Source organism: Pseudoalteromonas sp. GCY (assembly GCF_016695175.1).
Classification (GTDB): Bacteria; Pseudomonadota; Gammaproteobacteria; order Enterobacterales; family Alteromonadaceae; genus Pseudoalteromonas.
Window position 1 is genome coordinate 802530 of record NZ_CP068023.1, and the last position, 25836, is coordinate 828365.

General features: G+C 44.5%; 24 protein-coding genes. 15 read left to right on the forward strand and 9 right to left on the reverse strand.

The window, feature by feature from the left end; translation table 11 throughout:
- Positions 1–45: 45 nt before the first annotated feature.
- The 3 genes from rsmE to JJQ94_RS08690 all read right to left on the reverse strand — a co-directional run bounded on the left by rsmE (position 46) and on the right by JJQ94_RS08690 (position 2245).
- On the reverse strand, positions 46–780 hold the full coding sequence (rsmE, locus tag JJQ94_RS08680; protein ID WP_010379040.1) for a 16S rRNA (uracil(1498)-N(3))-methyltransferase: 735 nt from the start codon (positions 778–780) through the stop codon (positions 46–48).
- Positions 781–842: 62 nt separating this feature from the next.
- Positions 843–1340, reverse strand: a complete 498-nt coding sequence (locus JJQ94_RS08685; protein WP_099030603.1) for a hypothetical protein — start codon at positions 1338–1340, stop codon at positions 843–845.
- Positions 1341–1351: 11 nt separating this feature from the next.
- Positions 1352–2245 (reverse strand): DUF350 domain-containing protein, encoded by an 894-nt coding sequence (locus JJQ94_RS08690; RefSeq protein WP_099030604.1) that lies wholly within the window; start codon positions 2243–2245, stop codon positions 1352–1354.
- A 79-nt stretch (positions 2246–2324) separates the two neighbouring features.
- Here JJQ94_RS08690 and glnE point away from each other — a divergent pair, with 79 nt between their 5' ends.
- Positions 2325–5120, forward strand: a complete 2796-nt coding sequence (gene glnE, locus JJQ94_RS08695) for a bifunctional [glutamate--ammonia ligase]-adenylyl-L-tyrosine phosphorylase/[glutamate--ammonia-ligase] adenylyltransferase (protein ID WP_099030605.1) — start codon at positions 2325–2327, stop codon at positions 5118–5120.
- Here glnE and JJQ94_RS08700 read toward each other — a convergent pair.
- The 3 genes from JJQ94_RS08700 to tolC all read right to left on the reverse strand — a co-directional run bounded on the left by JJQ94_RS08700 (position 5117) and on the right by tolC (position 8127).
- A complete protein-coding gene (locus tag JJQ94_RS08700; RefSeq protein ID WP_017217000.1) occupies positions 5117–5725 on the reverse strand; it encodes a TcpQ domain-containing protein in 609 nt (202 codons plus the stop codon). The two genes, glnE and JJQ94_RS08700, sit on opposite strands and share 4 nt — an antisense overlap.
- Positions 5726–5751: 26 nt before the next feature.
- Positions 5752–6675 (reverse strand): LpxL/LpxP family Kdo(2)-lipid IV(A) lauroyl/palmitoleoyl acyltransferase, encoded by a 924-nt coding sequence (gene lpxL, locus JJQ94_RS08705; RefSeq protein ID WP_099030606.1) that lies wholly within the window; start codon positions 6673–6675, stop codon positions 5752–5754.
- Positions 6676–6780: 105 nt separating this feature from the next.
- Entirely contained in the window at positions 6781–8127 is a 1347-nt protein-coding gene (tolC, locus tag JJQ94_RS08710; RefSeq protein ID WP_099030607.1) for an outer membrane channel protein TolC, read from the reverse strand.
- Positions 8128–8374: 247 nt separating this feature from the next.
- Here tolC and JJQ94_RS08715 point away from each other — a divergent pair, with 247 nt between their 5' ends.
- The 9 genes from JJQ94_RS08715 to JJQ94_RS08755 all read left to right on the forward strand — a co-directional run bounded on the left by JJQ94_RS08715 (position 8375) and on the right by JJQ94_RS08755 (position 19277).
- Complete coding sequence (locus JJQ94_RS08715; RefSeq protein WP_099030608.1) at positions 8375–8977, forward strand: NUDIX domain-containing protein; 603 nt, start codon at positions 8375–8377, stop codon at positions 8975–8977.
- A 22-nt stretch (positions 8978–8999) separates the two neighbouring features.
- Positions 9000–9455 carry a DUF1249 domain-containing protein gene (locus JJQ94_RS08720; protein ID WP_039494466.1) on the forward strand — a complete coding sequence of 152 codons (456 nt, stop codon included), beginning with the start codon at positions 9000–9002 and terminating at the stop codon, positions 9453–9455.
- Positions 9442–10218, forward strand: coding sequence for a metallophosphoesterase (locus JJQ94_RS08725; RefSeq protein ID WP_099030609.1), 777 nt, complete (start codon positions 9442–9444; stop codon positions 10216–10218). The genes JJQ94_RS08720 and JJQ94_RS08725 overlap by 14 nt, the downstream gene beginning before the upstream one ends.
- Positions 10203–10766 carry a YqiA/YcfP family alpha/beta fold hydrolase gene (locus JJQ94_RS08730; protein WP_099030610.1) on the forward strand — a complete coding sequence of 188 codons (564 nt, stop codon included), beginning with the start codon at positions 10203–10205 and terminating at the stop codon, positions 10764–10766. The genes JJQ94_RS08725 and JJQ94_RS08730 overlap by 16 nt, the downstream gene beginning before the upstream one ends.
- A gap of 65 nt (positions 10767–10831) precedes the next feature.
- Complete coding sequence (parE, locus tag JJQ94_RS08735) at positions 10832–12721, forward strand: DNA topoisomerase IV subunit B (protein WP_099030611.1); 1890 nt, start codon at positions 10832–10834, stop codon at positions 12719–12721.
- A 1-nt stretch (position 12722) separates the two neighbouring features.
- Complete coding sequence (locus JJQ94_RS08740) at positions 12723–13832, forward strand: PQQ-dependent sugar dehydrogenase (protein ID WP_099030612.1); 1110 nt, start codon at positions 12723–12725, stop codon at positions 13830–13832.
- Between the two features lie 8 nt (positions 13833–13840).
- Complete coding sequence (parC, locus tag JJQ94_RS08745) at positions 13841–16144, forward strand: DNA topoisomerase IV subunit A (RefSeq protein ID WP_099030613.1); 2304 nt, start codon at positions 13841–13843, stop codon at positions 16142–16144.
- 521 nt (positions 16145–16665) lie between these two features.
- Positions 16666–17697, forward strand: coding sequence for an IS110 family transposase (locus tag JJQ94_RS08750; RefSeq protein WP_201435448.1), 1032 nt, complete (start codon positions 16666–16668; stop codon positions 17695–17697).
- 1016 nt (positions 17698–18713) lie between these two features.
- The gene (locus tag JJQ94_RS08755) at positions 18714–19277 is read left to right on the forward strand and encodes a phosphoribosyltransferase (RefSeq protein WP_099031977.1); all 564 of its coding nucleotides are present in this window, start codon (positions 18714–18716) and stop codon (positions 19275–19277) included.
- A 58-nt stretch (positions 19278–19335) separates the two neighbouring features.
- Here the strand turns inward: JJQ94_RS08755 and JJQ94_RS08760 are convergent, their stop codons facing one another.
- A complete protein-coding gene (locus JJQ94_RS08760; protein ID WP_010607695.1) occupies positions 19336–19992 on the reverse strand; it encodes a Crp/Fnr family transcriptional regulator in 657 nt (218 codons plus the stop codon).
- Between the two features lie 284 nt (positions 19993–20276).
- On the opposite strand from JJQ94_RS08760, the gene JJQ94_RS08765 reads away from it, so the two are divergent.
- Positions 20277–20495, forward strand: coding sequence for a YgjV family protein (locus JJQ94_RS08765; protein WP_010379202.1), 219 nt, complete (start codon positions 20277–20279; stop codon positions 20493–20495).
- Here JJQ94_RS08765 and JJQ94_RS08770 read toward each other — a convergent pair.
- Positions 20486–22126 carry an amidohydrolase gene (locus JJQ94_RS08770; protein ID WP_099031976.1) on the reverse strand — a complete coding sequence of 547 codons (1641 nt, stop codon included), beginning with the start codon at positions 22124–22126 and terminating at the stop codon, positions 20486–20488. The genes JJQ94_RS08765 and JJQ94_RS08770 overlap by 10 nt on opposite strands.
- A 108-nt stretch (positions 22127–22234) precedes the next feature.
- Here JJQ94_RS08770 and JJQ94_RS08775 point away from each other — a divergent pair, with 108 nt between their 5' ends.
- Positions 22235–22735 carry a DUF1543 domain-containing protein gene (locus JJQ94_RS08775; protein WP_010607693.1) on the forward strand — a complete coding sequence of 167 codons (501 nt, stop codon included), beginning with the start codon at positions 22235–22237 and terminating at the stop codon, positions 22733–22735.
- Positions 22736–22752: 17 nt separating this feature from the next.
- Here JJQ94_RS08775 and JJQ94_RS08780 read toward each other — a convergent pair whose 3' ends face one another.
- Positions 22753–22980, reverse strand: coding sequence for a hypothetical protein (locus JJQ94_RS08780; RefSeq protein ID WP_010379194.1), 228 nt, complete (start codon positions 22978–22980; stop codon positions 22753–22755).
- 200 nt (positions 22981–23180) lie between these two features.
- On the opposite strand from JJQ94_RS08780, the gene proB reads away from it, so the two are divergent.
- The 3 genes from proB (at position 23181) to JJQ94_RS08795 (ending at position 25811) form a co-directional block, all read left to right on the forward strand.
- The gene (gene proB / locus JJQ94_RS08785; RefSeq protein WP_099031975.1) at positions 23181–24320 is read left to right on the forward strand and encodes a glutamate 5-kinase; all 1140 of its coding nucleotides are present in this window, start codon (positions 23181–23183) and stop codon (positions 24318–24320) included.
- A 71-nt stretch (positions 24321–24391) separates the two neighbouring features.
- Positions 24392–25360: a GGDEF domain-containing protein gene (locus JJQ94_RS08790; RefSeq protein ID WP_099031974.1), complete on the forward strand. Its 969-nt coding sequence runs from the start codon at positions 24392–24394 to the stop codon at positions 25358–25360.
- 85 nt (positions 25361–25445) lie between these two features.
- A complete protein-coding gene (locus JJQ94_RS08795; RefSeq protein ID WP_099031973.1) occupies positions 25446–25811 on the forward strand; it encodes a glutaredoxin family protein in 366 nt (121 codons plus the stop codon).
- Positions 25812–25836: the final 25 nt, after the last annotated feature.

Below are 25836 nucleotides of genomic sequence, written 5' to 3' on the forward strand. Positions count from 1 at the left end.
TGCGCTTGCTGAGTTTACCCATGATATGGGGGTTGCTCTGTGTATTTAAAGTGCTAAATCGCCAAATTGCAGCTGTAGTGCGCTTAGTACTGTTAGCGCTGCGGTTTCTGTACGAAGTACACGTGGGCCTAAACGGACATCAACAAACCGCTGTTGAGCGGTAGCGTCGAGCTCTTCATCGGTAAAGCCGCCTTCAGGCCCCACTAAAAAGCGGATCCCAGACTGGGTATACGGCAGTGTTTTTATTGAATGTTCGGCGCGAGGGTGTAGTGTGATTTTTAACTCGTCGCTTTGCTGTGCAAGCCATTCAGACAACTCCATCGGCGGGTGAATAACAGTGATGGTATTACGTCCGGATTGCTCGGCCGCGGCAATTGCTATCTTTTGCCATTGCTGGTGTTTTTTTGCTAGGCGCTCACCACTTAATTTAACGCCGCAGCGTGTGGTAAACAAAGGGGTAATTTCGCTCACACCCAGCTCTACCGACTTTTGAATAGTGAAGTCCATTTTATCACCGCGAGAAATCCCTTGTCCAAGATGTATGGCAAGTGGAGATTCTACATTTTTGTCTTCAAATGATTCAGGTACAGCAACGACTTTCTTTTTCCCAACTTCACTTAATTGACATAGGTACTCGCCGCCCTGTCCGTTGAACAGGCTGACTTTATCTTTGGTTGTCATTCTAAGCACTCGGCCTATGTGTCCAGCGGCGTCATCATCCAAAGTAACTGGCACACCAATGGCCAAAGGCGAGTCTTGATAAATATGTGGAATACGCATAATTCGATTATTCAGTTGCTGTTTTGTGGCAATGGTAAGCGCTCGTGCACGGTTAGTCTACATCATCCTGCCACTTTAGCTTTACCGCAAAGTAACCCGGTGAGCTTAGCAAGCATCAAGTCAGAGTCGGGGAGGCCAGCGGTATCCGGATGACAAGATAAGTGATTGATTAATGCTTGTGAGTGCTGTTTAGTGATCTGAAAACCTTGCGGGGATTGTTCGATTAAAAACCGGTACGGGTGAAGAGAATCAAAAATAAAGCGCTGCTCCTCGGTGGCTAAATGATAGTCCAGAGAATAGAGCAGCACAGCATGAATGTTATGATGACGGTGCAAATAGCTGGCAAGTTCAGATACGCTGATTTCATTGTCAAAGTCACAATAACAGTAGTCTTTTATTTGCTCTTTAAACATCATCTTTAGCATTTGTTTGGTGTTGTCACCCGCGATAATAATGTTACTGGCTTGGCTAGAGCGCACGTTTTGCAAATGCTCGACGAGTTCTTGGCTAAAATCCCAATTGCTATCTACCAGTAAAAATCCATCACTTAAAGCATTCATGCAGTATTGCGTTACACCGAAAACAAGTTAATAAGTAAATAGCCTATAGAGCAGAAAACCGCAAACTCCAAACATGCGATACCAACGTTATCTTGGTGGTCTACCTCTAAGCCAATATTGACCTTAGGTAAGGATAAATGCAGTAATATATAGCTACCAATGTAAAGAAAAAGCCACATTACGCCGCAATGCATGACAACCGAAAACAAGTTTTCTACCACTTTTGCACCATGGTAGGGAGCGCTGTGCAGTCCCGCATACATGGCTAAAGAGAGGCCGATGGATTTGCCCGCATAACGAATACCAATCGAAGTGTTTCTGAGATTAAAATTTTGTTGTAAAGAAGCACCTTGGTTAAACTTGGCAAAGCGACTTTCTCTGATTTTACTATCTAGCGTATAAAGCAGCTGCAATAGCATAAAGCCAAGGGCTACGACTAATAGATCGCTCCAGCCTTTCGGGTGCACCCAATGATATAAACCAAGCACCAAAATGGTGTTACCGAGTAACATGCCTGAGTCCACCATCGCGGCGCAGATATTTTGCTTTAAAATCGCTTCTTCTTCGTCAAACTGATACAAAATCCATTTGCGATGGATCCATTGGCCGAAGTATACAAAGGCAATGATCAACCCAATATGTAAGGCGACTTGCAGAGGGTGTGCCTGCGCTCTCACCACGCCTAAATCATTGAATAAGTATGCAACACAAATACACAGCATCGTCACTTGAGTGGCATAGCTGATCCCAAGTGCAAAGTTGTCACGTTGTGCGAGCTCGTCATCTAGTAGATTGTTGGCGCTACGTTGGATCATTAAGCGCAGCAAAATAGTTAAACCGCAGACAATGACAAAGCAAATCAAAATCGCTAAAAAGTTGATATTGTTTAAAGACAAATAACTCATACTCGGTGTAAGGTTGTGTTTTAGATAGAGTTACTATAACACTGCTCACAAAGAGAGCTAGTCTACCGTGGAGTTTTTTATGTCGGAATTGTTTGTTCAAGCAGCGCTGAATACGCTTGCTCAAGAGCGTTACCAAATGATTTATGGTGATGCGCCGATGGAGCCCAAACTGGCACGGTTACTGGCCCTGAGTGATTTTGCTGAGCGTACGCTTGCACGATTTCCTGAGTGGGGAGCTTGGCTGCTCGATGATTCGCAGATGCAATTGCGTGACTGTCCTGATGTGTTTGACTTTTCTGCTCCGTTGGTTGAAGAAAAACAAGCTTGGCAGCAGCTGCGTCACTATCGATTAAAGTATTGGCTTAAAGTGATGTGGCTGGATTTGGTTGCAGGCAATGAGATTGATGACAGCATCCGCTACGTTTCGCAGCTGTCCGATACCTTGATTTCAAATGCTTATCAATGGGCGTACTTAAGTGTAGAAGCGCAATCAGGCTCACCAAAAGATGAGGCTGGTAACTCGATACCCATGACGGTATTAGGCATGGGGAAACTTGGCGGTAAGGAGCTGAATTTTTCCTCTGATATCGATTTGATCTTTGCCTATCCAAGAAGTGTCGACACATCCGGTGGTCGGCGTAGCATTGAGGCGCAAGTTTTTTACACTCGAGTGGCACAAAAACTTATTTCAGCGCTTAATCAAGTTACCATTGATGGCCAAGTATTCAGAGTTGATATGCGTTTAAGACCATTTGGGGATAGTGGTCCTTTGGTAATGAGCTATGCCGCGATGGAAGATTATTACCAAGATCAAGGTCGAGAATGGGAGCGCTATGCGATGTTAAAGGCGCGGCCAATTGGTGAACCGTCGCCGTATTGGCAAGAGTTTTACGACTTAATTCGGCCGTTCGTCTATCGCCGTTATATCGACTTTTCTGTGATAGATTCACTACGAAAGATGAAAAACATGATTGCCCAAGAGGTGAGACGTAAAGGCTTAACGAATAACATTAAGCTGGGCGCTGGTGGCATTCGAGAAGTAGAGTTTATTGTGCAGGCTTTGCAACTGATACGCGGCGGTCGCGAAACGCCATTACAAACACCTTCATTGTTACAGGCGTTAGAAGAGCTTGAAACGCTTGAGATTGTCCCTGTCGAGGTCAAAAACCGTCTGCATGAGAACTATCTGGCGCTGCGTAAAGTTGAGCAATATCTACAAGCATTTGACGACAAACAAACGCAAACTTTACCTGATAACAACTTAGACTGCCTGCGTTTGAGTCACTTATTGCAATGTAACGATTACGTTGAAGTCGAGCAAATGCTAAAGGTTGTGACGCAGCATATCCGAGCTGAGTTTAGCCAAGTCATCGGTGAACCGCCTGAAGAAGAATTAGATGAAGACGATAGCGCGGTTTATGCGTGGCAAACGGGAGAAATTGCTCAGCTAGGCCAGTGCCGAGCTACGCCGTGTTTTGAGACTTGGCAAACTGACTTGATGGAGTTTAAACAAGGGCTAAGTAAAAAACAAGCGGGCACTCGTGGTCGCGATATTCTCGATAAGTTAATGCCAGCTTTGCTACGAGAGCTCAGTAAACAAAACATGGAGCCGGCGCTCGCTCGCGTGCTCAGTGTGATCAATAAAGTGGCGTCTCGTACTGCATATTTGGAGCTACTTTACGAAAATCACGGTGCGTTGACTCAACTTATCAAGCTTTGTTGTCATAGCGCGTGGATTGCTGAGCATATTGCGAAGTACCCTATCCTCCTTGATGAACTCATCGACCCGCAAACTCTCTATAAACCTTTGCCATTAACGGCCTATAAAAACGAGATCCAGCAAGCATTTTTGCGTATAGATGAGCAAGATGTTGAGCTACAGATGGAAGCGCTGCGACAATTTAAACAAACGCATCAGCTAAAAGTCGCGGCTGCAGACGCCACTGGCGTGTTGGACATTATGAAGGTGAGCGATCACCTAACTGCGCTTGCTGAGGCGATTATTGCAAAGGCCGTCGATATTGCCTGGGGGCACATGGTGGCGCGTTTTGGTGCGCCTGAAGGTGCAACAATAGAAGAAAAAGGCTTTGCTGTAATAGCGTATGGTAAGGCGGGGGGGTATGAGCTTGGTTACAACTCAGATCTAGACTTAGTGTTTGTACATAATCGTGACGGCGAAAGTCAAACTCAGGGTGATAAACCTATTTCTTCAAGACAGTTTTATATGAAGCTGGCACAGCGTTTAATGCATTTGTTCAATACCAAAACGCTCTCTGGCATGCTTTACGAATTAGACACACGACTTCGCCCTGAAGGAAACTCGGGCTTACTCGCTATCAATCTAGAAAGCTTTTACCAATACCAGTTAGAGCAAGCTTGGACTTGGGAGCATCAGGCGCTAGTTAGAGCTCGTATGGTGTTAGGAGAGTCGAAAATGGCCGCTCGATTTAATGAAATACGTCATGCAATACTAATGCAGCAGCGAGACGAGCCTAAATTGGCGGAAGATGTTCGCAATATGCGTGAAAAAATGCGAGCCCACCTTAACCAAGATAGCGACAGTCACTTTGACTTAAAGCAGGGGATTGGTGGCATGACGGATATTGAGTTTATCAGTCAGTACATTGTGTTGCGATATAGCAGTCAGTATCCAGCACTTTGTACTTATCCAGATAATATACGTATTTTAGAGCAAGCGGGTGAAGTTGAAGTGGTTGATAGTGATGAAATGAAGCACTTAATCTCTGCATATTGTTTGTTTAGAGATCAATATCATTTTAATAGCTTAAACCAATTAGGTAGGATTGTTGAGCGTGAAGCGTTTGACCAACACGCACAACAAGTCACTCAAGTTTGGCAGCGGGTACTTGCTTAACCCGCTAGCTTACGGCAGTTTTCACGTACATAGATTGGTGGGTTTTCGGTGATAACTGCAGCACGCTCTCGGGGGCAGAAAAATGTGTAGACTTGAAACTCAAAGTCGTCGTTTATCGCCGTTCCAACCTGATAGAGTGCAGAAACAAAGTCAGTATCAAGACGAAAGTTATATTTCACCACATAATCACGCTCTAGATACCAAAACAGTTCCACACCTTCTTCTTTGGCTTGCTTTGTAAGCACATCTTTTAAGGTATCACCTGTGTCAAAGCGTCTTGGTTGTTTTTCACCAGTCCATTTTGGGTTAGATGGTTTAACAGCAAGCGCTCTTTGTGCTAGCGCATCATCAAGGGGATAGGTGGGCTTTCCGAGCGTGATAACGTACTTTTCACGATCAGTATCACGATTGCTCATGCTATTTCGAAAGCTTTCGTAAAATTGTGACAGGCCTTGCGCTGCAACATTGGTGGTCTCCCTAAAGTTCATGTCTTTAGAGGCACCAAAAAGAAAATAGTAGGCAGCCCAAATGAGTAACACACCTAGTGATAGGTGTTTAGTCCAAAACCAGATTGACGATAATTTATTTTTTTTCTTCTTAGCCATTTCAAACTACTCCAAGACTTTAGGCCCTAATAAAACGAAGGTGCCTTTTCATCGGGTCGTGTTTTAAAGCGACGATGCACCCACATATATTGATCCGGCGCACAATTGATTGCTTGCTCCATTCTCTCGTTGACGCGAGTCACATCCGCAAGATCATTGCCACTTGGGAATGATTCTAAAATAGGTTGTATATCTAAATGATACATCCCTTTTGCGTCTCTCGTACAGTGTAAGCTTAAAGTCTCAGCCTTTTTGCTTGCAGAAAATAATAAAGTACCAGTTGTTGTTGCAGCATCAGGAACCGCAAAGAAAGGTGCGAACTCACAGCGCTTGCGGCCATAATCTTGATCTGGCAAGTAATAACAAACGCGTTTGCTCGAGAGCGTTTTCAATAACCCTTTGACGTCTCGCTTGGTGACTAAATACTCATTTGAGCGCAGTCGCCCACGGGTCATAAAAAACTCCATAAGTGGATTATTGTGTGGGCGATAAAAGCCAACACCTTGCATTTTAGTGCCTAGCACTCGGCTGGCCATCTCGAGGTGCAACATATGGGGAACCAGCATAAGTACCCCTTTTCCTTGCTTTTGCACGGCTTCAATATGCTCTAGCCCTTTAATCGAGCCCACCACTTGATTGATGCGCCACTCTGGCCACCACCATGCCATCCCTGTTTCAAGTGTTGCTATGCCGGTATTTTCCATATTTTTTAGTAGCATAGCTTTGTGTTCTGCTTCACTTAGATGTGGAAAGCAAAGTTTCAAATTAACATCAGCAATATGACGGCGACGTTTCATATATTTATGAACCAGACGTCCAAGACCTCTACCCAGTGCAAATTGAACACCTTGTGGGAGCCATGAGATTAAATACAGGGCGAAAACACCAAGCCAAGTCAGCCAAAATTTAGGTGCTAAGAATGACCATTTGAAAGGTGAGTGAGTAACCAAAGTAATATACCTAAGACTTAATTGAAGCGGCTAGTTTATCTATATTGCTGTAAAAATACAAAAAGCCAGCATAGCTGGCCTTTTCAGAGGTGATAATCGAAGTACTTAGCCTTCAATCAAACCTTGGTTGATTGCTTCAAGATCGGCACGAGATAGTGTACCTGCAGCTTGCTTTAAACGTAGCGATGATAGTACATAGCGATAACGAATATCAGCAAGGTTACGTTTCGCGTTGTAAAGGTTTTGTGTGCTTACTAGTACGTCCACGATGGTACGAGTACCTACATCAAAACCTGCTTCAGTTGCTTGCAATGCACTTTCTGCCGAAACAACCGCTTGCTCGAGCGCGCGGTAAGTTGCAACGTCTGAAACCACTTGGTTATAAGACGTGATCACCGAGCGTGTCATATTACGCATTGCCGCTTCCATATCTTCGCTGCTAGCAACAAAGTTTGCGCGAGCTTGATCGGTTGCCGCAACGGTTTGACCACCAGTATAAATAGGTACGTCCAGCGTTAAGCCTACCGAAGTTCTGTCGCTACGTGGAGCATGTTGTCTACCAGCACTGTCAGCTAAAGAATCAGAATAAGTAGCGTTTAAGTTTAGTGTTGGGTAGTGTCCAGCTTTAGCTAAATCAATTTGATCTTTTGCGATGTCTACCGCGGATTTTGCAACTTGAAGGTCTAAGTTCTTCGCTTTTGCAATCTCGATAAAATCGTTCGTATTCTGCGTAGGCTTAACTGTTGAGAAGGTTTCAGTATTTAACTTATCTAGTTTAGCGTGATACTTACCCGTAATTGTACGTAACGTTTCACGTGCTGTTTCAACAGCATTACCTGCTATAATTTCGTCAGCAACTGCACGGTCAAATTGCGCTCTTGCTTCATGCACGTCTGTAATTGCAGTCAAACCTACTTCGTAGCGCTGTTTTGTCTGCTCTAGTTGACGTTCAATAGCGCGCTTCTCGGCTTGTACGAACTCTAGACTATCTAATGCGCTTAGCACATTAAAGTAACCTTCAGCGATACGGACAATCAAAGTTTGCTTTTGTTGCTCATATTGAGTTGATGCTTGCATTGCACGTTTTTCAGCGATCGATAGACCCTGCCAAGATGCCATATTAAAAATGGTTTGGTTTAGGGAAATTGAACGCTGAAAGGTGTCACTATCAGATTCAAACATAGTGTAGCCAGTGCCGTCATGCTGTTCGCTCAAAGCACCTTCTGACGTAACGTCGGTATAGCTCATTTGAAAGCCAAGCTGAGGTAGCAATACGCCTAGCGCTTGGTCTTGTGCATATTTTTGCGCATCAGCCTGTGCTTTCGCCTTTAATACGGTAGGATCGTTAGCCGTTGCAATGTCGTATACTTGCAGTAGGTCTTCCGCGTGGGACAGGCTGCTTGAAAGTGCGCACGACAACCCAACAACTAATGATAGTAGAGTTTTTTTCATTTTTCGCTCAGTCCTTAGACAATTTTTATACTGTTTGCATGTTACCCTGTTTTTGCGGCCCAATTAAAGACCAAATGCGTAAAACATCGCCAACAAGTGTAACAGAATATATTAATACCACTTGGGTATTGTAAAGTGGAAAAAGTTAAAGGTAAACGACTTCGTTTACTTATTCAGGTATGACCCTACTATAAGGGCGATTGGTTAGCTTTTAAACCGTTGCTATTAAAAAATACAGGATTATTTTATGAAACCTTTGAGTCAGTTCAACAAAGTCGACGTCAATGTTTCTTCAATAGAAACAATCTTCAATGGTTTTTTTACCATTCACAAGTACCAATTTACCCACGCCCTATTTAATGGTGGGGTATCAGAGCTGATAACTCGCGAGATATTAGAGCGTGGTCATGCGGTTGCAATATTGCCGTATGATCCTATTACAGACAGCGTGTTGCTTATTGAGCAAATTCGAATTGGAGCGTTGGCTTCAAAAAATTCCCCTTGGCTTTTGGAGTGCATTGCAGGAATGGCTGAAGGGAGCGAAGACTATGAGAATGTTGCGAGAAAAGAAGCAAAAGAAGAAGCAGGACTTGAGCTGGATAAGCTCATTTATATGCGCTCTTATTTATCAAGCCCTGGTGGTACAACAGAGCGACTATATTTGTATTTAGCGCTTGCTGATTTATCTGAAGCGGGTGGGGTTTATGGACTGGCTGAAGAAGGTGAAGATATCAAAGTACATGTGATGCCACTTGATGAAGCCCTTGCACGTCTTGATAATGAGGAAATCGATAACGCTGCCACTGTTATTAGTCTACAATGGTTGGCATTACATAAAGCGCGGATATAGAAGCAGTTTAGGAGTCGTATTTTTGTCACAAGTGCTGAGCTCAAAGCAGTATATTCAATCTTTGCCCCGTTACATCACATTGTGCGAACGTAATTATTTACGGGCGCTAAAGTTGCTACCTGAAGAAGTGGTCGGCGAAAGCCGAGTGATTGACTTAGCCTCTGCACGCTACTGTTTGAGCGTAGCTGGGGTCAGTAAATACACAACTGACATTCACATCGAGCAGATGGCGACAATAAGCGCCCATTTGCCACATTTTTCGTTGTCTGTGCGCCTCTACCATGATGCTAAAGTGGCTGAAGTTATTCACCGTGATTATCATCGTCGAATAAAGCCATCCTATGGCTACCCAAACCCTGATATGCATCAAAAAGATGAAAAATATCAAATAAATGCGTTTTTAGCTGATTGGCTTATGGTGTGTTTAGAAAAAGGCCGTGTGCATTTAAACTGGGATGTAAACAATGGCTTGGTTTGATCTCGAGTTACAACTTGATAAAGCGCAAATTCGTATAGGGCATTTTACGGATTGCCATTTGTTTGCCACGCCCTCTGGGAAATACTTTGCGGTAAATACCGCTGATAACCTCGCTCGCACTCTGGCCGCAATGGCAAAAGAGCATTTTGATTGTGTGGTGTTTGGCGGTGATTTGACACAAGATCACAGTGCGGCTTCTTATCAAGAGTTTGCCCGATTAGTCACAGAAAGTGATTTGCAATGCCCTGTGCTTTGGATACCAGGTAACCACGACGAGTTAGCTTTACTCGAAGAAATGAGTGCCTGGCAAATCGTCCGTCATAAATGCATCACAGGTCCCTTTGGCCAAGTGCTTCTGTTAAATTCAAAAGGTGAAACGCCCGCGGGGTGGTGCGCTAAGTCACACTTAGTAGCGCTCAAAGACAAGCTTAACAATAATATCAACAACAATACGATTGTTTTTGCTCACCACCATCCTAGACCGATTGATGGCTATTTAGATAAACACATGCTCGAAAATGGTCCTGCACTTTTAAACCTGTTGGTGGATTCAGAGCAAGTATTAGGACTATTTCATGGTCATGTGCACAATGAATATCAACAACAATTTCGCACCTTACCTATCTATGCTACGCCTGCAACATCAATCCAATTTGATAAGCAAACAAAGGACTGGTGTCAGTCTGATTTGGGTCCCGCTTATCGTGTCATCGTATTTAGTAAAAGCACTATAAAGACAGAGGTAAAATGGCTCGGAAGGTAGTTTATATTCACGGCTTTAATAGCTCTGAGCTGTCCTATAAAGCGACGGTATTTGGTGAATATATGATGGATAAACAAACGCCATATCTTGTCCCAAGACTGCATTATGACCCTAGAGTCGCATTGGCACAGTTGGATAGCGTCATTGATTCTGATACTGTGTTATTAGGTAGCTCGTTAGGCGGCTATTACGCCACCTATTTTTCGCAACACCTTGGGTGTAAAGCGGTGGTAATAAACCCTGCGGTAAGGCCTTTTTCATTATTAAATGACTACCTTGGACCACAATACAATCCTTATCAGGATTGTCATTATGAGCTGCTGCATGAGCATATTGATGCGTTAAAATCCTTGTATGTCGAGCAGATTAGTAATCCAGAAAACTTGCTATTATTGCAACAAACGGGCGACGAGGTGCTGCCTTTTGAAGAGGCGGTGCGTTATTATAGTCATTGTCGTCAAATTATTGAGTTTGGTGGGGATCATAGCTTTGTTGAATTTCCACGCTATTTTGACACCATCACCAAATTTTTAACTATCAAAAATTAGAATTTATGCACAAAGCAGTACGTTGTGCATATACTAGCGGATAAAAAGATAACTAGAACTAGCCTATGAGTCAGCAAAACTATAATGCCGAAGCTATTGAGGTACTCAATGGCTTAGAGCCAGTTAAGCGCCGTCCTGGCATGTATACCGATACCACAAGACCTAATCATTTAGGCCAAGAGGTTATCGATAACAGTGTCGATGAAGCCTTAGCCGGACATGCCACCAAGATTGATGTGATCTTGCACGAAGACAACTCCTTTGAAGTCATCGATGATGGTCGAGGAATGCCCGTGGACATTCACCCAGAGGAGGGCGTGCCAGGGGTTGAATTGATCCTGACCAAGCTTCATGCAGGGGGCAAGTTTTCCAATAAAAACTACCAGTTCTCAGGTGGTCTTCATGGGGTGGGTATATCGGTTGTTAATGCACTGTCGACTCGGGTCGAAATTACCGTTAAACGAGATGCTCAAATCTATGAAATGGCATTTGAAAACGGCGATAAAGTCGAAGACTTAAGAGTGACCGGCAGCGTTGGTAAGCGTAATACCGGCACCTCTGTGCACTTTTGGCCCGACGCTAGTTATTTTGACTCAGCTAACTTCTCAATTACTAAGTTAAACCACTTGCTTAAAGCCAAGGCTGTATTGTGTCCTGGGCTTAGAATTCGTTTTGCAAATAAGCAGACGAAAGAAACGCAAGAATGGCACTACGAGGCAGGACTAGAGGATTACCTAAAAGACAGTGCTGAAGGTTATGAAGTGCTGCCGAAATCTCCATTTACAGGCAGTTTCAGTGGCTCAACCGAAGGGGTTGATTGGGCGCTTCATTGGTTGCCTGAGGGTGGCGAATCTATCGCTGAAAGCTACGTAAACCTTATTCCGACGGCGCAAGGTGGTACCCATGTAAATGGTTTACGCCAAGGCTTACTTGAAGCGATGCGTGAGTTTTGTGAATTCAGAAACCTGATCCCGCGTGGTGTTAAGCTGACCCCTGATGATGTCTGGGACCGTTGTAGCTATGTCTTGTCGGTTAAAATGCAAGACCCACAATTTGCCGGTCAAACCAAAGAAAAGTTATCATCACGTTCGTGCGCTACCTTTGTTTCTGGCATTGTCAAAGACGCCTTTAGTTTATGGTTGAACGAACACACTGAAACTGCAGAGTTACTTGCTGAGCTTTGTATCAGCAATGCGCAAAAACGTTTGCGTGCCGCGAAAAAAGTGGTTCGTAAAAAAGTCACTTCGGGTCCTGCTTTACCGGGTAAATTAACCGATTGTTCTGGGAGTGAAACCGAACGTTCAGAAATATTTTTGGTGGAAGGGGACTCAGCAGGTGGCTCGGCAAAACAAGCACGAGACCGTGAGTTTCAAGCAATCATGCCACTGCGCGGTAAAATCCTAAATACTTGGGAAGTGGAATCTGGACAGATCTTAGCCTCGCAAGAAGTACATGATATTTCTGTTGCTTTAGGTATTGATCCAGACTCTGAAGATTTATCAGGCCTGCGCTATGGCAAAGTATGTATCCTCGCGGATGCGGATTCTGACGGACTTCACATTGCAACTTTATTATGCGCACTTTTTGTTAAGCACTTCCCAGAGCTTGTTCGTAAGGGCCATGTTTTTGTTGCCATGCCACCGCTATTTCGTATTGATGTTGGTAAAGAAGTTTACTACGCCCTTGATGAAGATGAGAAAAAGGGCATATTAGACCGTATTGAGGCCGAAAAGAAACGCGGTAAAGTCAACGTACAACGCTTTAAAGGGTTGGGTGAAATGAACCCGTTGCAATTGCGTGAAACCACCATGGATCCAAATACTAGACGTTTAGTTCAGCTGACATTAGATGAGCCTGAACAAACCCTCGAAATGATGGATATGCTGCTAGCTAAAAAGCGCTCTGGCGACCGTAAAATTTGGCTCGAGCAGCACGGAGATAAGGCAGAGGTTTAACATGAAAATACATAGCAAATTGACCACAGTAGCGACGACGCTGGCAGCAGCGCTATTAAGCTCACAAGCACTGGCAAACGATATGCTTTCGCGCCTTTCAGTACCCAAAGGGTACGAGCTGAGCTATTTTGCTAAAGATGTTGAAAATGCAAGACAAATGGCGGTGGGCAAAGATGGCACTGTGTATGTTGGCTCTCGCAAAGCAGGTAAAGTTCACGCACTCATTGACAATAACCGTGATGGCGTAGCTGACAAGAAAATTTTAGTTGCAGAAGGGCTGAATATGCCCTCTGGTATTGCGCTAAAAGACGGTGACTTATACGTTGCTGAAGTTGAGCGTATTGTGCGTTTTAAGCAAATCGCAAAAAACCTCAAGGCACCGGTAAAAGAAGTGGTGTTCGATGACTTGCCTGACAAACGCCACCACGGCTGGAAGTACCTGACAGTATCGCCTGAAGGCGAACTGATCATTCCTGTTGGCGTGCCTTGTAATATTTGTGCCGAAGACCCTAAGTTTGGCCGTATATTTTCACTAAATCTTGAGACGAAAAAGCTTTCGACGATTGCCAAAGGCGTGCGTAACTCAGTGGGTTTTGATTATCACCCAGTAACCGGAAAGTTATGGTTCAGCGACAACGGTCGTGACATGATGGGAGATGACATTCCACCATGTGAAATCAACCGTGTTGACGAAATAGGTCAGCATTTTGGCTTCCCGTATGTTCATGGCGGCAGTGTGCTAGACCCTGAATTTGGCGAGGGTAAATCGGTGACTGACTACGCTATGCCAGCACTTGCACTACAAGCGCACGTTGCACCGCTGGGCATTCACTTTTACCGTGGCGAGCAATTTCCAAAGGCAATGAAGCATCAGCTTTTTGTTGCTGAACATGGTTCTTGGAACCGCAGCAAAAAAGTGGGCTATCGAGTAATGCGAGCAAACGTGCAAGATGGTCAAATTAGAGGCTATGAGCCTTTCCTTACCGGCTTTATGGAAAACGAAACAACCTATGGTCGACCAGCCGCAATTGCAGAGCTCGACGACGGTAGCTTGCTCGTTTCCGATGATTACGCCAATGCGATATATCGCATCAGCTACAACAACAAGTAAGGTGTAACATGACAGATCCTCAAGCCTTGTCCTTGCAAGGCATTGAACAACTTCCGATGGGGCGTTTTACTGAAGATGCCTACCTGAACTACTCCATGTATGTGATCATGGATAGGGCGTTGCCGCATATTGGTGACGGCCTGAAGCCTGTACAACGTCGTATTGTATATGCGATGAGTGAGCTGGGCTTATCAGCTCAAGCAAAATACAAAAAATCTGCCCGTACCGTTGGTGACGTATTGGGTAAATATCACCCTCATGGCGACAGTGCTTGTTATGAGGCCATGGTACTAATGGCGCAGCCGTTCTCTTATCGCTATCCGCTGGTGGATGGCCAAGGTAACTGGGGTGCTGCGGATGATCCTAAATCATTTGCTGCGATGCGTTATACCGAGGCGCGATTATCTAAGTTCTCAGAAGTACTGCTGAAAGAGCTTGGTCAAGGTACGGTCGATTGGACCGCTAACTTTGATGGCACCTTAGATGAACCACAAGTGTTACCCGCGCGTTTACCACATATCTTGTTAAATGGGGTGACAGGTATTGCGGTGGGGATGGCAACCGATATTCCGCCACATAACGTACGCGAAGTTGCTGAAGCTTGTTGTTTGTTATTGGATAAGCCTAAAACCGAACTAGAAGAAATTCTTGAATTGGTCAAAGCGCCAGACTATCCAACCGATGCGGAAATCATTACGCCGCAAGAAGAGATCAAAAAGCTTTACACCACAGGTCGTGGCTCAATCAAGATGCGTGCTGTTTACACCGAAGAGCAAGGCGAAGTGGTGATCACCGCGTTGCCACACCAATGTTCGGGTGCCAAGGTGCTAGAGCAGATAGCAGCACAAATGACAGCGAAGAAACTCCCTATGGTAGCGGATTTACGTGACGAATCGGACCATGAAAATCCGACGCGAATCGTCATTGTACCGCGCTCAAATCGGGTTAAGGTCGAGCCATTAATGGCGCATCTATTTGCCACGACGGATCTTGAAAAGAACTACCGTGTTAACATCAATATGATTGGTTTAGACGGGCGTCCACAAGTTAAAGACCTGCGTCAGATTTTATCCGAGTGGTTAATATTCCGTCGTGAAACGGTGCGTAGACGTTTGCAGTATCGTTTGGACAAAGTGCTTGCTCGTTTGCATATTCTTGAAGGTTTGATGATTGCGTTTTTGAATATCGATGAAGTCATCGAAATCATTCGCAACGAAGATAAGCCAAAAGAAGAGTTAATAGCGCGTTTTGGTCTTTCAGATAAGCAGGCAGAAGCAATTCTAGACCTGAAATTACGCCACCTTGCAAAGCTTGAAGAAATGAAGATCCGTGGTGAGCAGGATGAGCTTGAAAAAGAGCGTGATGGACTGGAAAAAACTTTAGGCTCTGAGCGTCGCATGTCGACATTGATGAAAAAGGAAATTCAAGAAGCTGCTGAAATGTATGGCGATGATAGACGTTCACCGGTAGTTGAGCGTGGCGAAGCCAAAGCGCTTAGCGAAAAAGATTTGATCCCATCAGAGTCTGTAACTGTTGTGCTATCTGAAAAAGGCTGGGCGCGTTTTGCGAAGGGTCACGATATCGATGCCGAAGGGCTAAGCTACCGCTCAGGAGACAGTTATAAAGCCTCTGCGAAAGGTAAGAGTAATCAGCCTGCGGTGTTCTTAGATACCTCAGGGCGAGCCTTTGCAACCGATGCGCATAGTTTACCTTCAGCCCGAAGTCAGGGCGAGCCGATGACGGGTCGCTTTAACTTGGCGTCAGGATGTAACTTTGAACATGTGGTCATGGGCGAAGAGAAATCGACTTATCTGATGGCGACCGATGGTGGTTACGGCTTTATCAGCGACTTTGCTGATATGGTGAGTAAAAACAAAAATGGTAAAGCGTTCGTCAGCGTGCCAAAAGGTGCGCATTTGATGGCACCTATCCAGGTATTTGATGTTGCCACCGATATGTGTATGGCGATCTCGAGCGAAGGCAGAATGCTGCTATTCCCATTACGTGATTTACCTAAACTTGGTAAAGGTAAGGGGAATAAGATTATCTCTATCCCTAGCGCGAAGGTGCAAAGCCGTGAAGAGTTTGTCAAAGTGTTAGCGGTAGTACCTGAAGGTGCATCTGTTATTTTATATACAGGAAAGCGCAAACAGAAATTAAAGCCGAGTGATTTAGAACACTATTACGGCGAGCGAGGGCGCAGAGGTAATAAGTTACCGCGCGGATTACAGCGCGTTGATAGCTATGATCTAGAGCACAATGGTGTCGAGACACCAGAAGACAATGACGCCAGCGTAGATACCGAAGAATAACCGATACAGGCCGCCCACCGCGGCCTTATTTTTATCTGTTGAAAACCGTCGCGAGGTGAACTCGCTCCCACCAAATTAATAACTCCGAGGAGCTGGTTCATCACTTCTTTGTGTAGGAGCCGGTTTATCCGGCGATCTTTGAGCAGTTTAGAACATCGCGAGGTGAACTCGTTCCCACCAAATTAATAACTCCGAGGAGCCGGTTCATCACTTCTTTGTGTAGGAGCCGGTTTATCCGGCGATCTTTGAGCCGTTTAGAACATCGCGAGGTGAACTCGCTCCCACTAAATTAATAACTCCGAGGAGCCGGTTCATCACTTCTTTGTGTAGGAGCCGGTTCACCCGGCGATCTTTGAGCCGTTTAGAACATCGCGAGGTGAACTCGCTCCCACCAAATTAATAACTCCGAGGAGCCGGTTCATCACTTCTTTGTGTAGGAGATGTATGGACTCCTCCCCCTTATCGGGAGAGTACGGTATAAAGATATTGCAAAACACTTTTACCAAATAAGGAGTCCATACATGACACAGTCTAATTTAATTGCTATCGACTTGGCAAAAAACATTTTCCAGGTGGCACAGCTGAAAGGCAATAAACTCAAGTTTAATAAGCCAATGAAACGCGAACCTATGCTTGAGTTGCTAGCAAAAGCCGAGGGTTCAAAGGTCGTGATGGAAGCTTGTGGTAGCGCCCAGCATATTGCTCGCAAAGCACTGTCACTGGGGCACGACGTCATGTTGCTTCCCCCTAAGTTCGTAAAAGCGTTTAGGCAAGGCCAAAAAACCGATGCAAACGATGTCCTCGCCATTGCCAGTGCAAGCCAAGCATACAACGTGAAGCCCTGTAAAATCATGACGGTTGAAGAGCAAACGTTACAATCATTGAGTCAAGCGAGAGCCTTAATAGATAAACAAAAGACTCAGCTTTCAAATCAAATACGTGGCTTGCTATTAGAGTTTGGTATTGTCATTAATCAAGGCGATGCTGCGTTAACACAAGTCGTTCCAGATATTTTAGAAGATGCTGAAAATGCGCTCCCCATCGCATTAAAACAAGCACTCGCGGTGAGTTATGACCTATATAAAACACAATGCGACGCTAAAGCGCAGCTACATAAACAAGTTGAAGCGATAACCAAGCAAAATGACAGTTGCCAGCGTTTAATGGCATTAGAAGGCGTTGGCCCAATTACCGCGATAGAGCTGCTATCCTTTTTAGGCAATACTTCACAATTTAGTGATGCCAGAGGAGCGGCCGCATGTGCAGGTGTTACACCGACCCAGCACTCATCAGGCGGAAAAGCCAAGATAGGTCATATCCCCAAAAGACGAGGCAATACATTAAGGAAAAACCTGTTTCTCGGTGCAAGAACGGTAGTCAGCAGGCTAAAACATAAAGAAGCGACCACAGAGAAAGAACGCTGGATAAAAAACCTACTCGCCAAGAAAAGCGTGAAATGTGTTGCCATTGCATTGACCAACAAAACGGTTAGAACAGCCTATGCCTTACTTAAAAACGGTTCAACATACGAGCCAAAAATCTTAGCAGCATAGCACTGAGTAACAGAAGAACAAATCAAGATAAACAGAAAAAGAAAGCAAAAAGCATACTGAGATTACCCCCAGTATTGAACAAGCCAAGATAGAGCATTAAGCGGTGAGACCCACCCTTGAGAGCCTGTTAAAGCGCAGGTGTATACAAATACCGCGTAGGAGATAAGGCACAAGGGCGCGAATACATCAAAGAGGCCGAGGTAGCACCTCATCAAGAGCCTGGATATAAGCACGCAATCACACCAATAATGCTAAAAGTGGCTTGTACAATTGGAGGAGTCCATATAAGCCGGTTTATCCGGCGATCTTTGAGCCGTTTAGAACATCGCGAGGTGAACTCGCTCCCACCAAATTGATAACTCCGAGGAGCTGGTTCATCACTTCTTTGTGTAGGGGCCGGTTTATCCGGCGATCTTTGAGCCGTTTAGAACATCGCGAGGTGAACTCGCTCCCACCAAATTAATAACTCCGAGGAGCCGGTTCATCACTTCTTTGTGTAGAAGCCGGTTTATCCGGCGATCTTTGAGCCGTTTAGAACATCGCGAGGTGAACTCGCTCCCACCAAATTGATAACTCCGAGGAGCCGGTTCACCACTTCTTTGTGTAGGGGCCGGTTTATCCGGCGATCTTTGAGCCGTTTAGAACATCGCGAGGTGAACTCGTTCCCACCAAATTGATAACTCCGAGGAGCCGGTTCATCACTTCTTTGTGTAGGAGCCGGTTTATCCGGCGATCTTTGAGCCGTTTAGAACATCGCGAGGTGAACTCGCTCCCACCAAATTAATAACTCCGAGGAGCCGGTTCACCCAGCGATCTTAACTTTAGGATATGACGCCCCAAATCAAAAAATGAAAATAAAAAGACACTATTATTGCAGCATTTTATTGCGCTTTACGTTAAAATATTCGGTTATACCAATCACACAAGTGCCTAAGGCTTGCAAACAATTGTAATTGGTATCAATTGGCAGCACTTGCTGCTTGTCACCATCACACGGGCTTCCTAACGGGGTATTTATGTCAGATAAGTGCTATATCACAGCGCAACAATTGCTAGAAGATTCATTTCGCTTAGCCGCTAAAGTTTATGAAGACGGGTTTAGACCTGACTTTATTATCGGTATTTGGCGTGGTGGTGCGCCTATTGGTATCGCAGTTCAAGAATACTACGATTACAAAGGTATAGATACTGATCATATCGCAGTACGTACTTCTTCTTACTATGGCATTGGTAAGCAATCTAAAGAAATCAAAGTACACGGTCTGCATTACATCGTTGAAAATGCAAACGCTGACGATTCATTGCTAATCGTTGATGACGTGTTTGATTCTGGCCGCAGTATTTTTGCGTTGAAAGAAAAGCTTGCAGAGCTAATGCGCTTGAACCTGCCTCGCGATATTCGTGTTGCTTGTCCATACTACAAACCAGCAAACAAAAAAGTACCAATGACACCAGATTACTTTATCCACGAGTCTGACGAGTGGTTGGTATTCCCTCACGAGCTGTCAGGTTTAACACCGGAAGAATTAGTGGAAGGGAAGTCAGACTTAGCAAATATTAAACACCTATTTGCAAAATGAGTTAATCAGTACTCAAGGGCGAGCAAGCACTCGCCCTAGTTATTCTAACCGCGAAAAATTAAGCTTGCGCGAAGCTATCAACAAAATCCTCAAGCGCGTCAACATCGACTGGCTTTAAGCCTTCACTACTGCGTACTATCAAGCCCTTTTCTACCAATTCACTGACCACGCGACGATATGCACGCTCAGTGGTCGCAAATCTTTCGGCTTCAGCACTTACCGTTGAGTAGGCACGAAGTAAAGTTGGATTCGAATTCTCGGCACGCAATAAGCAGTCTTTAGCAATGTTGTAGCTAAGCGGCAACAGCAGCTTGTCTAAATTTATCTTTTGGTTTTCCGTAAACTTAGCGGCAATGGTTTGCGCGGTATACAGGCTCAGCTCCGGCTGCTCTAGCAGTAATTTTCGCCAATATTTTAGCTCAATGAGGTGATAGGTCACATCGCTCAAGCAAGTCACGGTATAAATACAGGGCTGATGATTCAGCGCTTCGATTTCGCCAATTAGCGTGTTGTTACAGTCCAGTTGCCCGAGTAATAAGCGACGACCGTTACCGACATCATAACTAAAAGACACAGTACCACTGGTCACCAATATGAGTTTACTCAATGGTTCATCTTGGTGGATCAAGACTTCTTTTTTGCTGTGCTGAAAACTATTACCAGCAAATGCGAGTAACTGTTCGACCAAATTGGTTGAAAAATGATATTGAAACATCTAGATGGCTCTTCGGACATATGTCCTATTTATTAAACTATAATGACGTTAGCATGAATTTTTCAGTTTTACGCTAACTCACACCGTTTAAGTAGTATCGGTTTTATCTCAGCGCTGTGGCGAAGAATTTAATAAACGATATTACCATTAAACCCCCACTTCCCGTGTTAGAGCTAATTTATTGGTGCTAATTTCTAGGGGCTTGTGGGTTAGCCTTTTTATTCTGCTCGATACGTAAATTCGAGCATAAACTATATGCTAACGCAACTTAGGGGAGAGGACAAATGAGTTGGGAATATTTAGGCTATTTAGCCTCTGCTTTTTTGGTCGTTTCTTTGATGATGAGCGATGTTGCTAAGTTGCGTTGGTTCAATTTAATGGGCTGTATTTGTTTTACCGCTTATGGCGCACTTATTCAGGCTTGGCCGGTGGCATTAACTAATGGTCTGCTGGCACTAGTTAACACCTACCACTTGGTTAAATTACAAAAAGATCAGCGCTGATATTTAAGCTCACCTGCAATCCACGTCTGCTCGACTTGAATATCATCAATTTTATCTTCGCTTACGGTAAAGTAATCTTGGTCGATTAAGATAAAATCGGCCCATTTACCTTGCTCTAAACTTCCCAGTTTATATTCTTGAAATGCGGCATAAGCAGCATCAATAGTAAATGCTTGAAGTGCTTGTTCTCTGGTTAACTTTTCTGTTGGGCGCCAGCCATCTTTGGGTAAATCTTGATGGTCTTGTCTGGTGATGGCCGCATGCAAACCATGGAAAGGGTTTGCAAGCTCCACCGGAAAATCAGAACCCGCCGCCACTTTACTTCCTTGCTTTAAGAATGTTTGCCATGCGTAAGCGCCACTAAGCTGTTTGTTGTCTAAGCGCTTTTCTGCCATATGCATATCAGATGTGGCATGAACAGGCTGCATTGATGGAATAATATCTAACGTCTTAAAGCGGGGGATATCATCCGGATGGACAATTTGTGCGTGCTCGACACGATTTCTGAGCAGTCTTCCACCTGCTTTTTTAAAGACGTTTTGATAAGAGTCTAGCACGATGCGATTCGCTCTATCGCCAATGGCGTGGGTGTGCGCGCTGTAGCCGCTGCGTATGGCTTGGGTGATCAATGCTTCAAGCGTCGCTTGGTTTTCGAGCATTAGTCCTTTGTGGCCTTTGCGGTCATGATAGTCGCGAATAAGCGCAGCCCCCCGGCTGCCAAGTGCACCATCAGCATAGATTTTTACACTACGAATAGAGAGTTGATCTCGTGTATCTTTTACCACTCCGGCGTCTAGCATCTCCGCGAGTTTGGGTGAGCTAGCGCTTAACATTGCGTAGACGCGAAGAGGCATCGTGTGTTCCTTGGCGCGTGCTTGGTAAACCTGCCAAGTGGTGTGGTCAATCCCGGCATCATGTGCTGAGGTAATACCTAAACTAAGCAAGTGTTCTCCTGCTTTATTCAGCGCCTTGTCTACCTGTTCATCGGACTGAGCAGGGACATGAGTGCGGATCAGATCTTCAGCCTTGTCGATAAAAATACCGCTCGGCATACGGCTATTCAGTGTAATGATTTCACCGCCTTCAGGCGTCTCAGTGGATTTTGAAATGTTGGCAAGCGCCATCGCTTTTGAGTTTACCCAAATAGCGTGACCATCTACTCGAGTGAGCATGACGGGCTTATCTTTTACGTATTTGTCGAGATCGGCTGCGGTTGGGAATTGTCCGCCGGGCCACAAGGTTTGATCCCAGCCACGACCTATTATCCATTCACCTTCATGGGCTTTTGCGTAGTGGCTAAGCTGTTCTCCTACTTCTGCAATGGTTTTGCTACCGCGCACGTCGAGGGTGAGTAAATTATTGCCGAGCCCAATGATGTGACCGTGCGCATCAATTAAACCGGGCAATAGGGTTTTTCCCTCACCATCAAACTTAGTTGCACTCGGGTATTGGGTACTAAGATCCTTTGAACTCGTTTTTACGACCTTACCGTCTTTAATTACCAAAGAAGAAAAGCGCTCAACTTGCTGCGACTTAGTGGGCGTATAACCATTTACATTGTGAATTAAGGTTACTTGAGCTGTTGATGAGAGGCTAAAGCTAGCTAAAAGCGCGAGGAATGTTTTTTTCATTATATTGTCCTTCACTGAGAGTGTTTATTCAGAATAATCATCTAACTCAGTAAAGCCAAGTCTTTGAGTTGAGAGTATACTTGAGTTTTAAAGGAGTGGAGTGTCAAAGTGAAGTTGTTTGTTGTATACCTAGGCGGCCGTATTCAAGGTTGCCATATTGAAATGCATGATGTGCGCTTTGTCGCGGCGAATACAATTGAAGAGGCTTATCCCAAATTAAAGCAGCAATGGGTTGGTGATAAAAACTCGGTGCATATGGATAGCTACACTATCATTGAACATGCCGATGGCTATGCCATAGAACTTACCGAAGAGCGTGTTGAGCAAGCTGAGCATTTGTACTTTGTGAACTTGGGAGGATATAAGCCAGATAGTTTAGCTGAGGCGCATGACTTTGGGCTGTTCGTTGCAACGAATGCGGATGAAGCAAAAGAGAAAGCAAAAGCGTTTTTGCTTAACGGTTTTAGCCATATTCATAAAGATGATTTGCATGATGTGGATGACTGTTTTGCGATTGATTTATTTGATCAAAACTTAAATATCAAGCTCACCCACAGTGGCCAATCAACACCGCTTACCCCTTTGTGGTTTGGTTATCATCCTCTATAACCAATGTGAGGGATATTTTAGCCCTCACCCTCATTGTTTTCATCGTTATCTGCTTTTATTGCTATTTTGATAGCGACAATCACGACGGCAAACATTAAAAACGGCAGTGCAGCTAAAGAATATTCAACGATGTGGCTGTCTTTGTAGCTAGGTTGCAAAATAAAATGGCCACCTACACACATTAAGATCACTACAAACAGCAAAGGTAGCATCATAATCTCTTTGTTCTTTTTGTGTTTTTTCATTCTGAACTCAGCTAATTATTCTTTCATTGAATGGTGAACACTCTCTCACACGCGGTGCAAAAAAGCCTTGATCGAAATCAGTGCGGCGGATTATACCAATTCACTCTGAGTTAGAAATAAAATTCATGAGTTTATTACTTGGGAGGGTGGAAGGTCCGTGGTATAACGATGCTCTATCGCTGTAAAAATCAACAAATACTATGACCAAAAACAATAAACAAACCATTGTTATCAAGCTCGGCACAAGTGTCTTAACTGCAGGCAGCCAGACCTTAAACAAGCCCAGACTTGTTGAGCTGGTAAGGCAGTGTGTAACATTACGTCAAGCTGGTCATCAGGTCATTGTTGTATCTAGTGGTGCTGTTGCCGCTGGGCGCGGTGTATTGCAGCAACAAATTGGTCATTCGCTAGCTGAAAAACAGATGTTAGCTGCGATTGGGCAAGGTCAATTAATCCATTTATGGCAGTCATTGTTTAGTATTTACGACGTCACTGTGGCGCAAATGCTACTGACACGAGCCGATCTTGAGCACCGCGAACGTTATCTAACGGCACGGGATATGCTCACTAAGCTTCTAGAGCATCATGTCGTGCCGATCATCAACGAAAACGATGCAGTGGCAACGTCTGAAATAAAAGTTGGCGATAACGATAACCTCTCTGCTTACGTCGCAATTTTAGCAAATGCCGATAAATTGGTATTACTCACCGATCAGCATGGTCTTTTTACCGCAGATCCCAGAGCCAATCCAGATGCACAGTTGATAGAGCAAGTAACACATATAAACGACGAACTTAGAGCACTAGCAGGTGGCAGTGGCACACAACTTGGCACGGGTGGTATGGCGACTAAGTTGCAAGCCGCTGACATCGCACAACGAGCAGGCGTTGATGTCGTGATTGCAAAAGGTAGTGAATACGACATTTTACCGCAAGTACTTACGCAAACCGCACCAAGCACGACGTTTTTGAAGTTTGACGCTCCGGTTGGAGGGCGCAAGCGCTGGTTGCTGTCTGGCCCTAAATCAACCGGTAAAATAATTTGTGATAGTGGCGCAATCAATGCGGTATGTAATCAAGGAGCAAGTTTACTAGCAAAAGGCATCGTGTCGATTGAAGGGCAATTTAAACGTGGTGAGCTGGTTCAAGTGTTTTGTCAACAAGGCACGCTACAGGCACAAGGTTTAACTAGCCTAAGTAATCAAGAGCTTGGTTTGGTAATTGGCCGTCATAGTAGTGAATTTGCGCAGTGTCTCGGCTTTGAAAGTGCTGAGGAGATCATCCACCGCGATAATTTGGTGCTCTTGAATCAACATAGCCAACAAGAAGTGTTAAATTAGCCGATAAATTACTGTAAATTCAGAGAGCTGTTCTACACTTATCAAGAGTCAATTTTATTGAGAGGCCTTGAATGTCGATTAGCTATTCACCCTGTGGTCACGAACTTACTTTAGAGCTCTTGGCGCAAAAGAGTGAACTGGTGCTAATGCAGGCACTTGAGCGGGTTATCTCTGATGTTTTCAAGGAAAGCTATGCATTTTATTTCAGTAAAAGCCTATCGGAAAAAGAAGTCCCAAAGTCCATATTTGTGAGCCATCGCGACTTTTGTGTTGTGGTGGGGCCGGTAGATGCCGTGGTAGATAAATTACAGCAGCGCCAAGACGACAAACATCTCATTCAATACCACGGCGATAGCGTTATCCCACTTTATCATCAAGCTCAGCTCGTTGGTTTTTTATATATAGAAGGCCAAGTAAACCTCACCATTGCTACTTTGATTAAACACTTACTCACTGTTTTTGCGCATCAAATGGCAACATTGCACTTTGCTCGTATCGATCCGCTCTCCGAGCTACTTAATCGCCAAACGTTTGATGAAAAAGTCATGGAAATAACCAATGGGGACGGGTTTACGGTATGCCGTGATGACAGTGAAGACCGCAAGTGGTATTTAGCGATGGCAGATATCGATCACTTTAAACAGGTAAACGACAATTTTGGTCATGTGATTGGCGATGAAGTGATCCTGCTGGTAGCGCAAAAGATTAAAGCTAACTTTAGAGCAGAAGACTATGTGTTTCGCTACGGCGGTGAAGAGTTTGCAGTGCTATTTCAAAGTCACAATGACGATTCTGCTGTAGTGGCACTTGAGCGCTTGAGAAGTACAATAGCCTCTAGCCGATTTCCGCAAGTAGAGCATGTTTCTGTCAGCTTAGGGTTTACCGAAGTGGTCGATACACTACAAGTTTCTGAGCAAGTTCATAAAGCCGATCTCGCGCTTTATCACTCAAAAGAAAATGGCAGAAATCAAGTCACAAACTACCTCGCTTTAGGGTTAGCTGAATCACAATACGCATGTGCAGAAATAGAGTTGTTTTAAGCTCCGCTTATATATAGCGCTTAAAGATTATGCTAAACTTCCTACCTCTTTTTTAGCGAATGTAGCAAAAGGTTTGGGAAACGTTATGCAATTTGTAAGATGGTTTTTAGGACGTCTGATTTTACTTTTTGATTTTATTTTTACCCCACGCAGTAAAAAACGTGCCGCAGAACAACAGCAAAAGCTAGATGCTATGACGGCAAACTTAAAGTTATACCAATTTAAGGCCTGTCCATTTTGCGTTAAAGTGCGCCGCGCTGCCAAGCGTGAAGGGCTTAAGCTTGAAACCCGTGATGCCAAAAATGATGACCAATATCGCCAAGAGCTGCTAGAGCAGGGCGGTAAGGTGAAGGTGCCATGCTTGCGAATCGAGGAGCAAGGGAAGGTCACTTGGTTGTACGAATCCAATGATATTGTTGCTTATCTAGAAAAGCTGGAAAAAGCAGCTTAATTCACGCGCCTTACTATGCGCTAAT

Excerpts from the sequence above, each read along its gene's own strand:
- rsmE (WP_010379040.1), bottom strand. The coding sequence starts at position 780 with ATGCGTATTCCACATATTTATCAAGACTCGCCTTTGGCCATTGGTGTG.
- JJQ94_RS08685 (WP_099030603.1), bottom strand. The coding sequence starts at position 1,340 with ATGAATGCTTTAAGTGATGGATTTTTACTGGTAGATAGCAATTGGGAT.
- JJQ94_RS08690 (WP_099030604.1), bottom strand. The coding sequence starts at position 2,245 with ATGAGTTATTTGTCTTTAAACAATATCAACTTTTTAGCGATTTTGATT.
- glnE (WP_099030605.1), top strand. The coding sequence starts at position 2,325 with ATGTCGGAATTGTTTGTTCAAGCAGCGCTGAATACGCTTGCTCAAGAG.
- JJQ94_RS08700 (WP_017217000.1), bottom strand. The coding sequence starts at position 5,725 with ATGGCTAAGAAGAAAAAAAATAAATTATCGTCAATCTGGTTTTGGACT.
- tolC (WP_099030607.1), bottom strand. The coding sequence starts at position 8,127 with ATGAAAAAAACTCTACTATCATTAGTTGTTGGGTTGTCGTGCGCACTT.
- JJQ94_RS08715 (WP_099030608.1), top strand. The coding sequence starts at position 8,375 with ATGAAACCTTTGAGTCAGTTCAACAAAGTCGACGTCAATGTTTCTTCA.
- JJQ94_RS08725 (WP_099030609.1), top strand. The coding sequence starts at position 9,442 with ATGGCTTGGTTTGATCTCGAGTTACAACTTGATAAAGCGCAAATTCGT.
- JJQ94_RS08730 (WP_099030610.1), top strand. The coding sequence starts at position 10,203 with ATGGCTCGGAAGGTAGTTTATATTCACGGCTTTAATAGCTCTGAGCTG.
- parE (WP_099030611.1), top strand. The coding sequence starts at position 10,832 with ATGAGTCAGCAAAACTATAATGCCGAAGCTATTGAGGTACTCAATGGC.
- JJQ94_RS08740 (WP_099030612.1), top strand. The coding sequence starts at position 12,723 with ATGAAAATACATAGCAAATTGACCACAGTAGCGACGACGCTGGCAGCA.
- parC (WP_099030613.1), top strand. The coding sequence starts at position 13,841 with ATGACAGATCCTCAAGCCTTGTCCTTGCAAGGCATTGAACAACTTCCG.
- JJQ94_RS08750 (WP_201435448.1), top strand. The coding sequence starts at position 16,666 with ATGACACAGTCTAATTTAATTGCTATCGACTTGGCAAAAAACATTTTC.
- JJQ94_RS08755 (WP_099031977.1), top strand. The coding sequence starts at position 18,714 with ATGTCAGATAAGTGCTATATCACAGCGCAACAATTGCTAGAAGATTCA.
- JJQ94_RS08760 (WP_010607695.1), bottom strand. The coding sequence starts at position 19,992 with ATGTTTCAATATCATTTTTCAACCAATTTGGTCGAACAGTTACTCGCA.
- JJQ94_RS08765 (WP_010379202.1), top strand. The coding sequence starts at position 20,277 with ATGAGTTGGGAATATTTAGGCTATTTAGCCTCTGCTTTTTTGGTCGTT.
- JJQ94_RS08770 (WP_099031976.1), bottom strand. The coding sequence starts at position 22,126 with ATGAAAAAAACATTCCTCGCGCTTTTAGCTAGCTTTAGCCTCTCATCA.
- JJQ94_RS08780 (WP_010379194.1), bottom strand. The coding sequence starts at position 22,980 with ATGAAAAAACACAAAAAGAACAAAGAGATTATGATGCTACCTTTGCTG.
- proB (WP_099031975.1), top strand. The coding sequence starts at position 23,181 with ATGACCAAAAACAATAAACAAACCATTGTTATCAAGCTCGGCACAAGT.
- JJQ94_RS08790 (WP_099031974.1), top strand. The coding sequence starts at position 24,392 with ATGTCGATTAGCTATTCACCCTGTGGTCACGAACTTACTTTAGAGCTC.
- JJQ94_RS08795 (WP_099031973.1), top strand. The coding sequence starts at position 25,446 with ATGCAATTTGTAAGATGGTTTTTAGGACGTCTGATTTTACTTTTTGAT.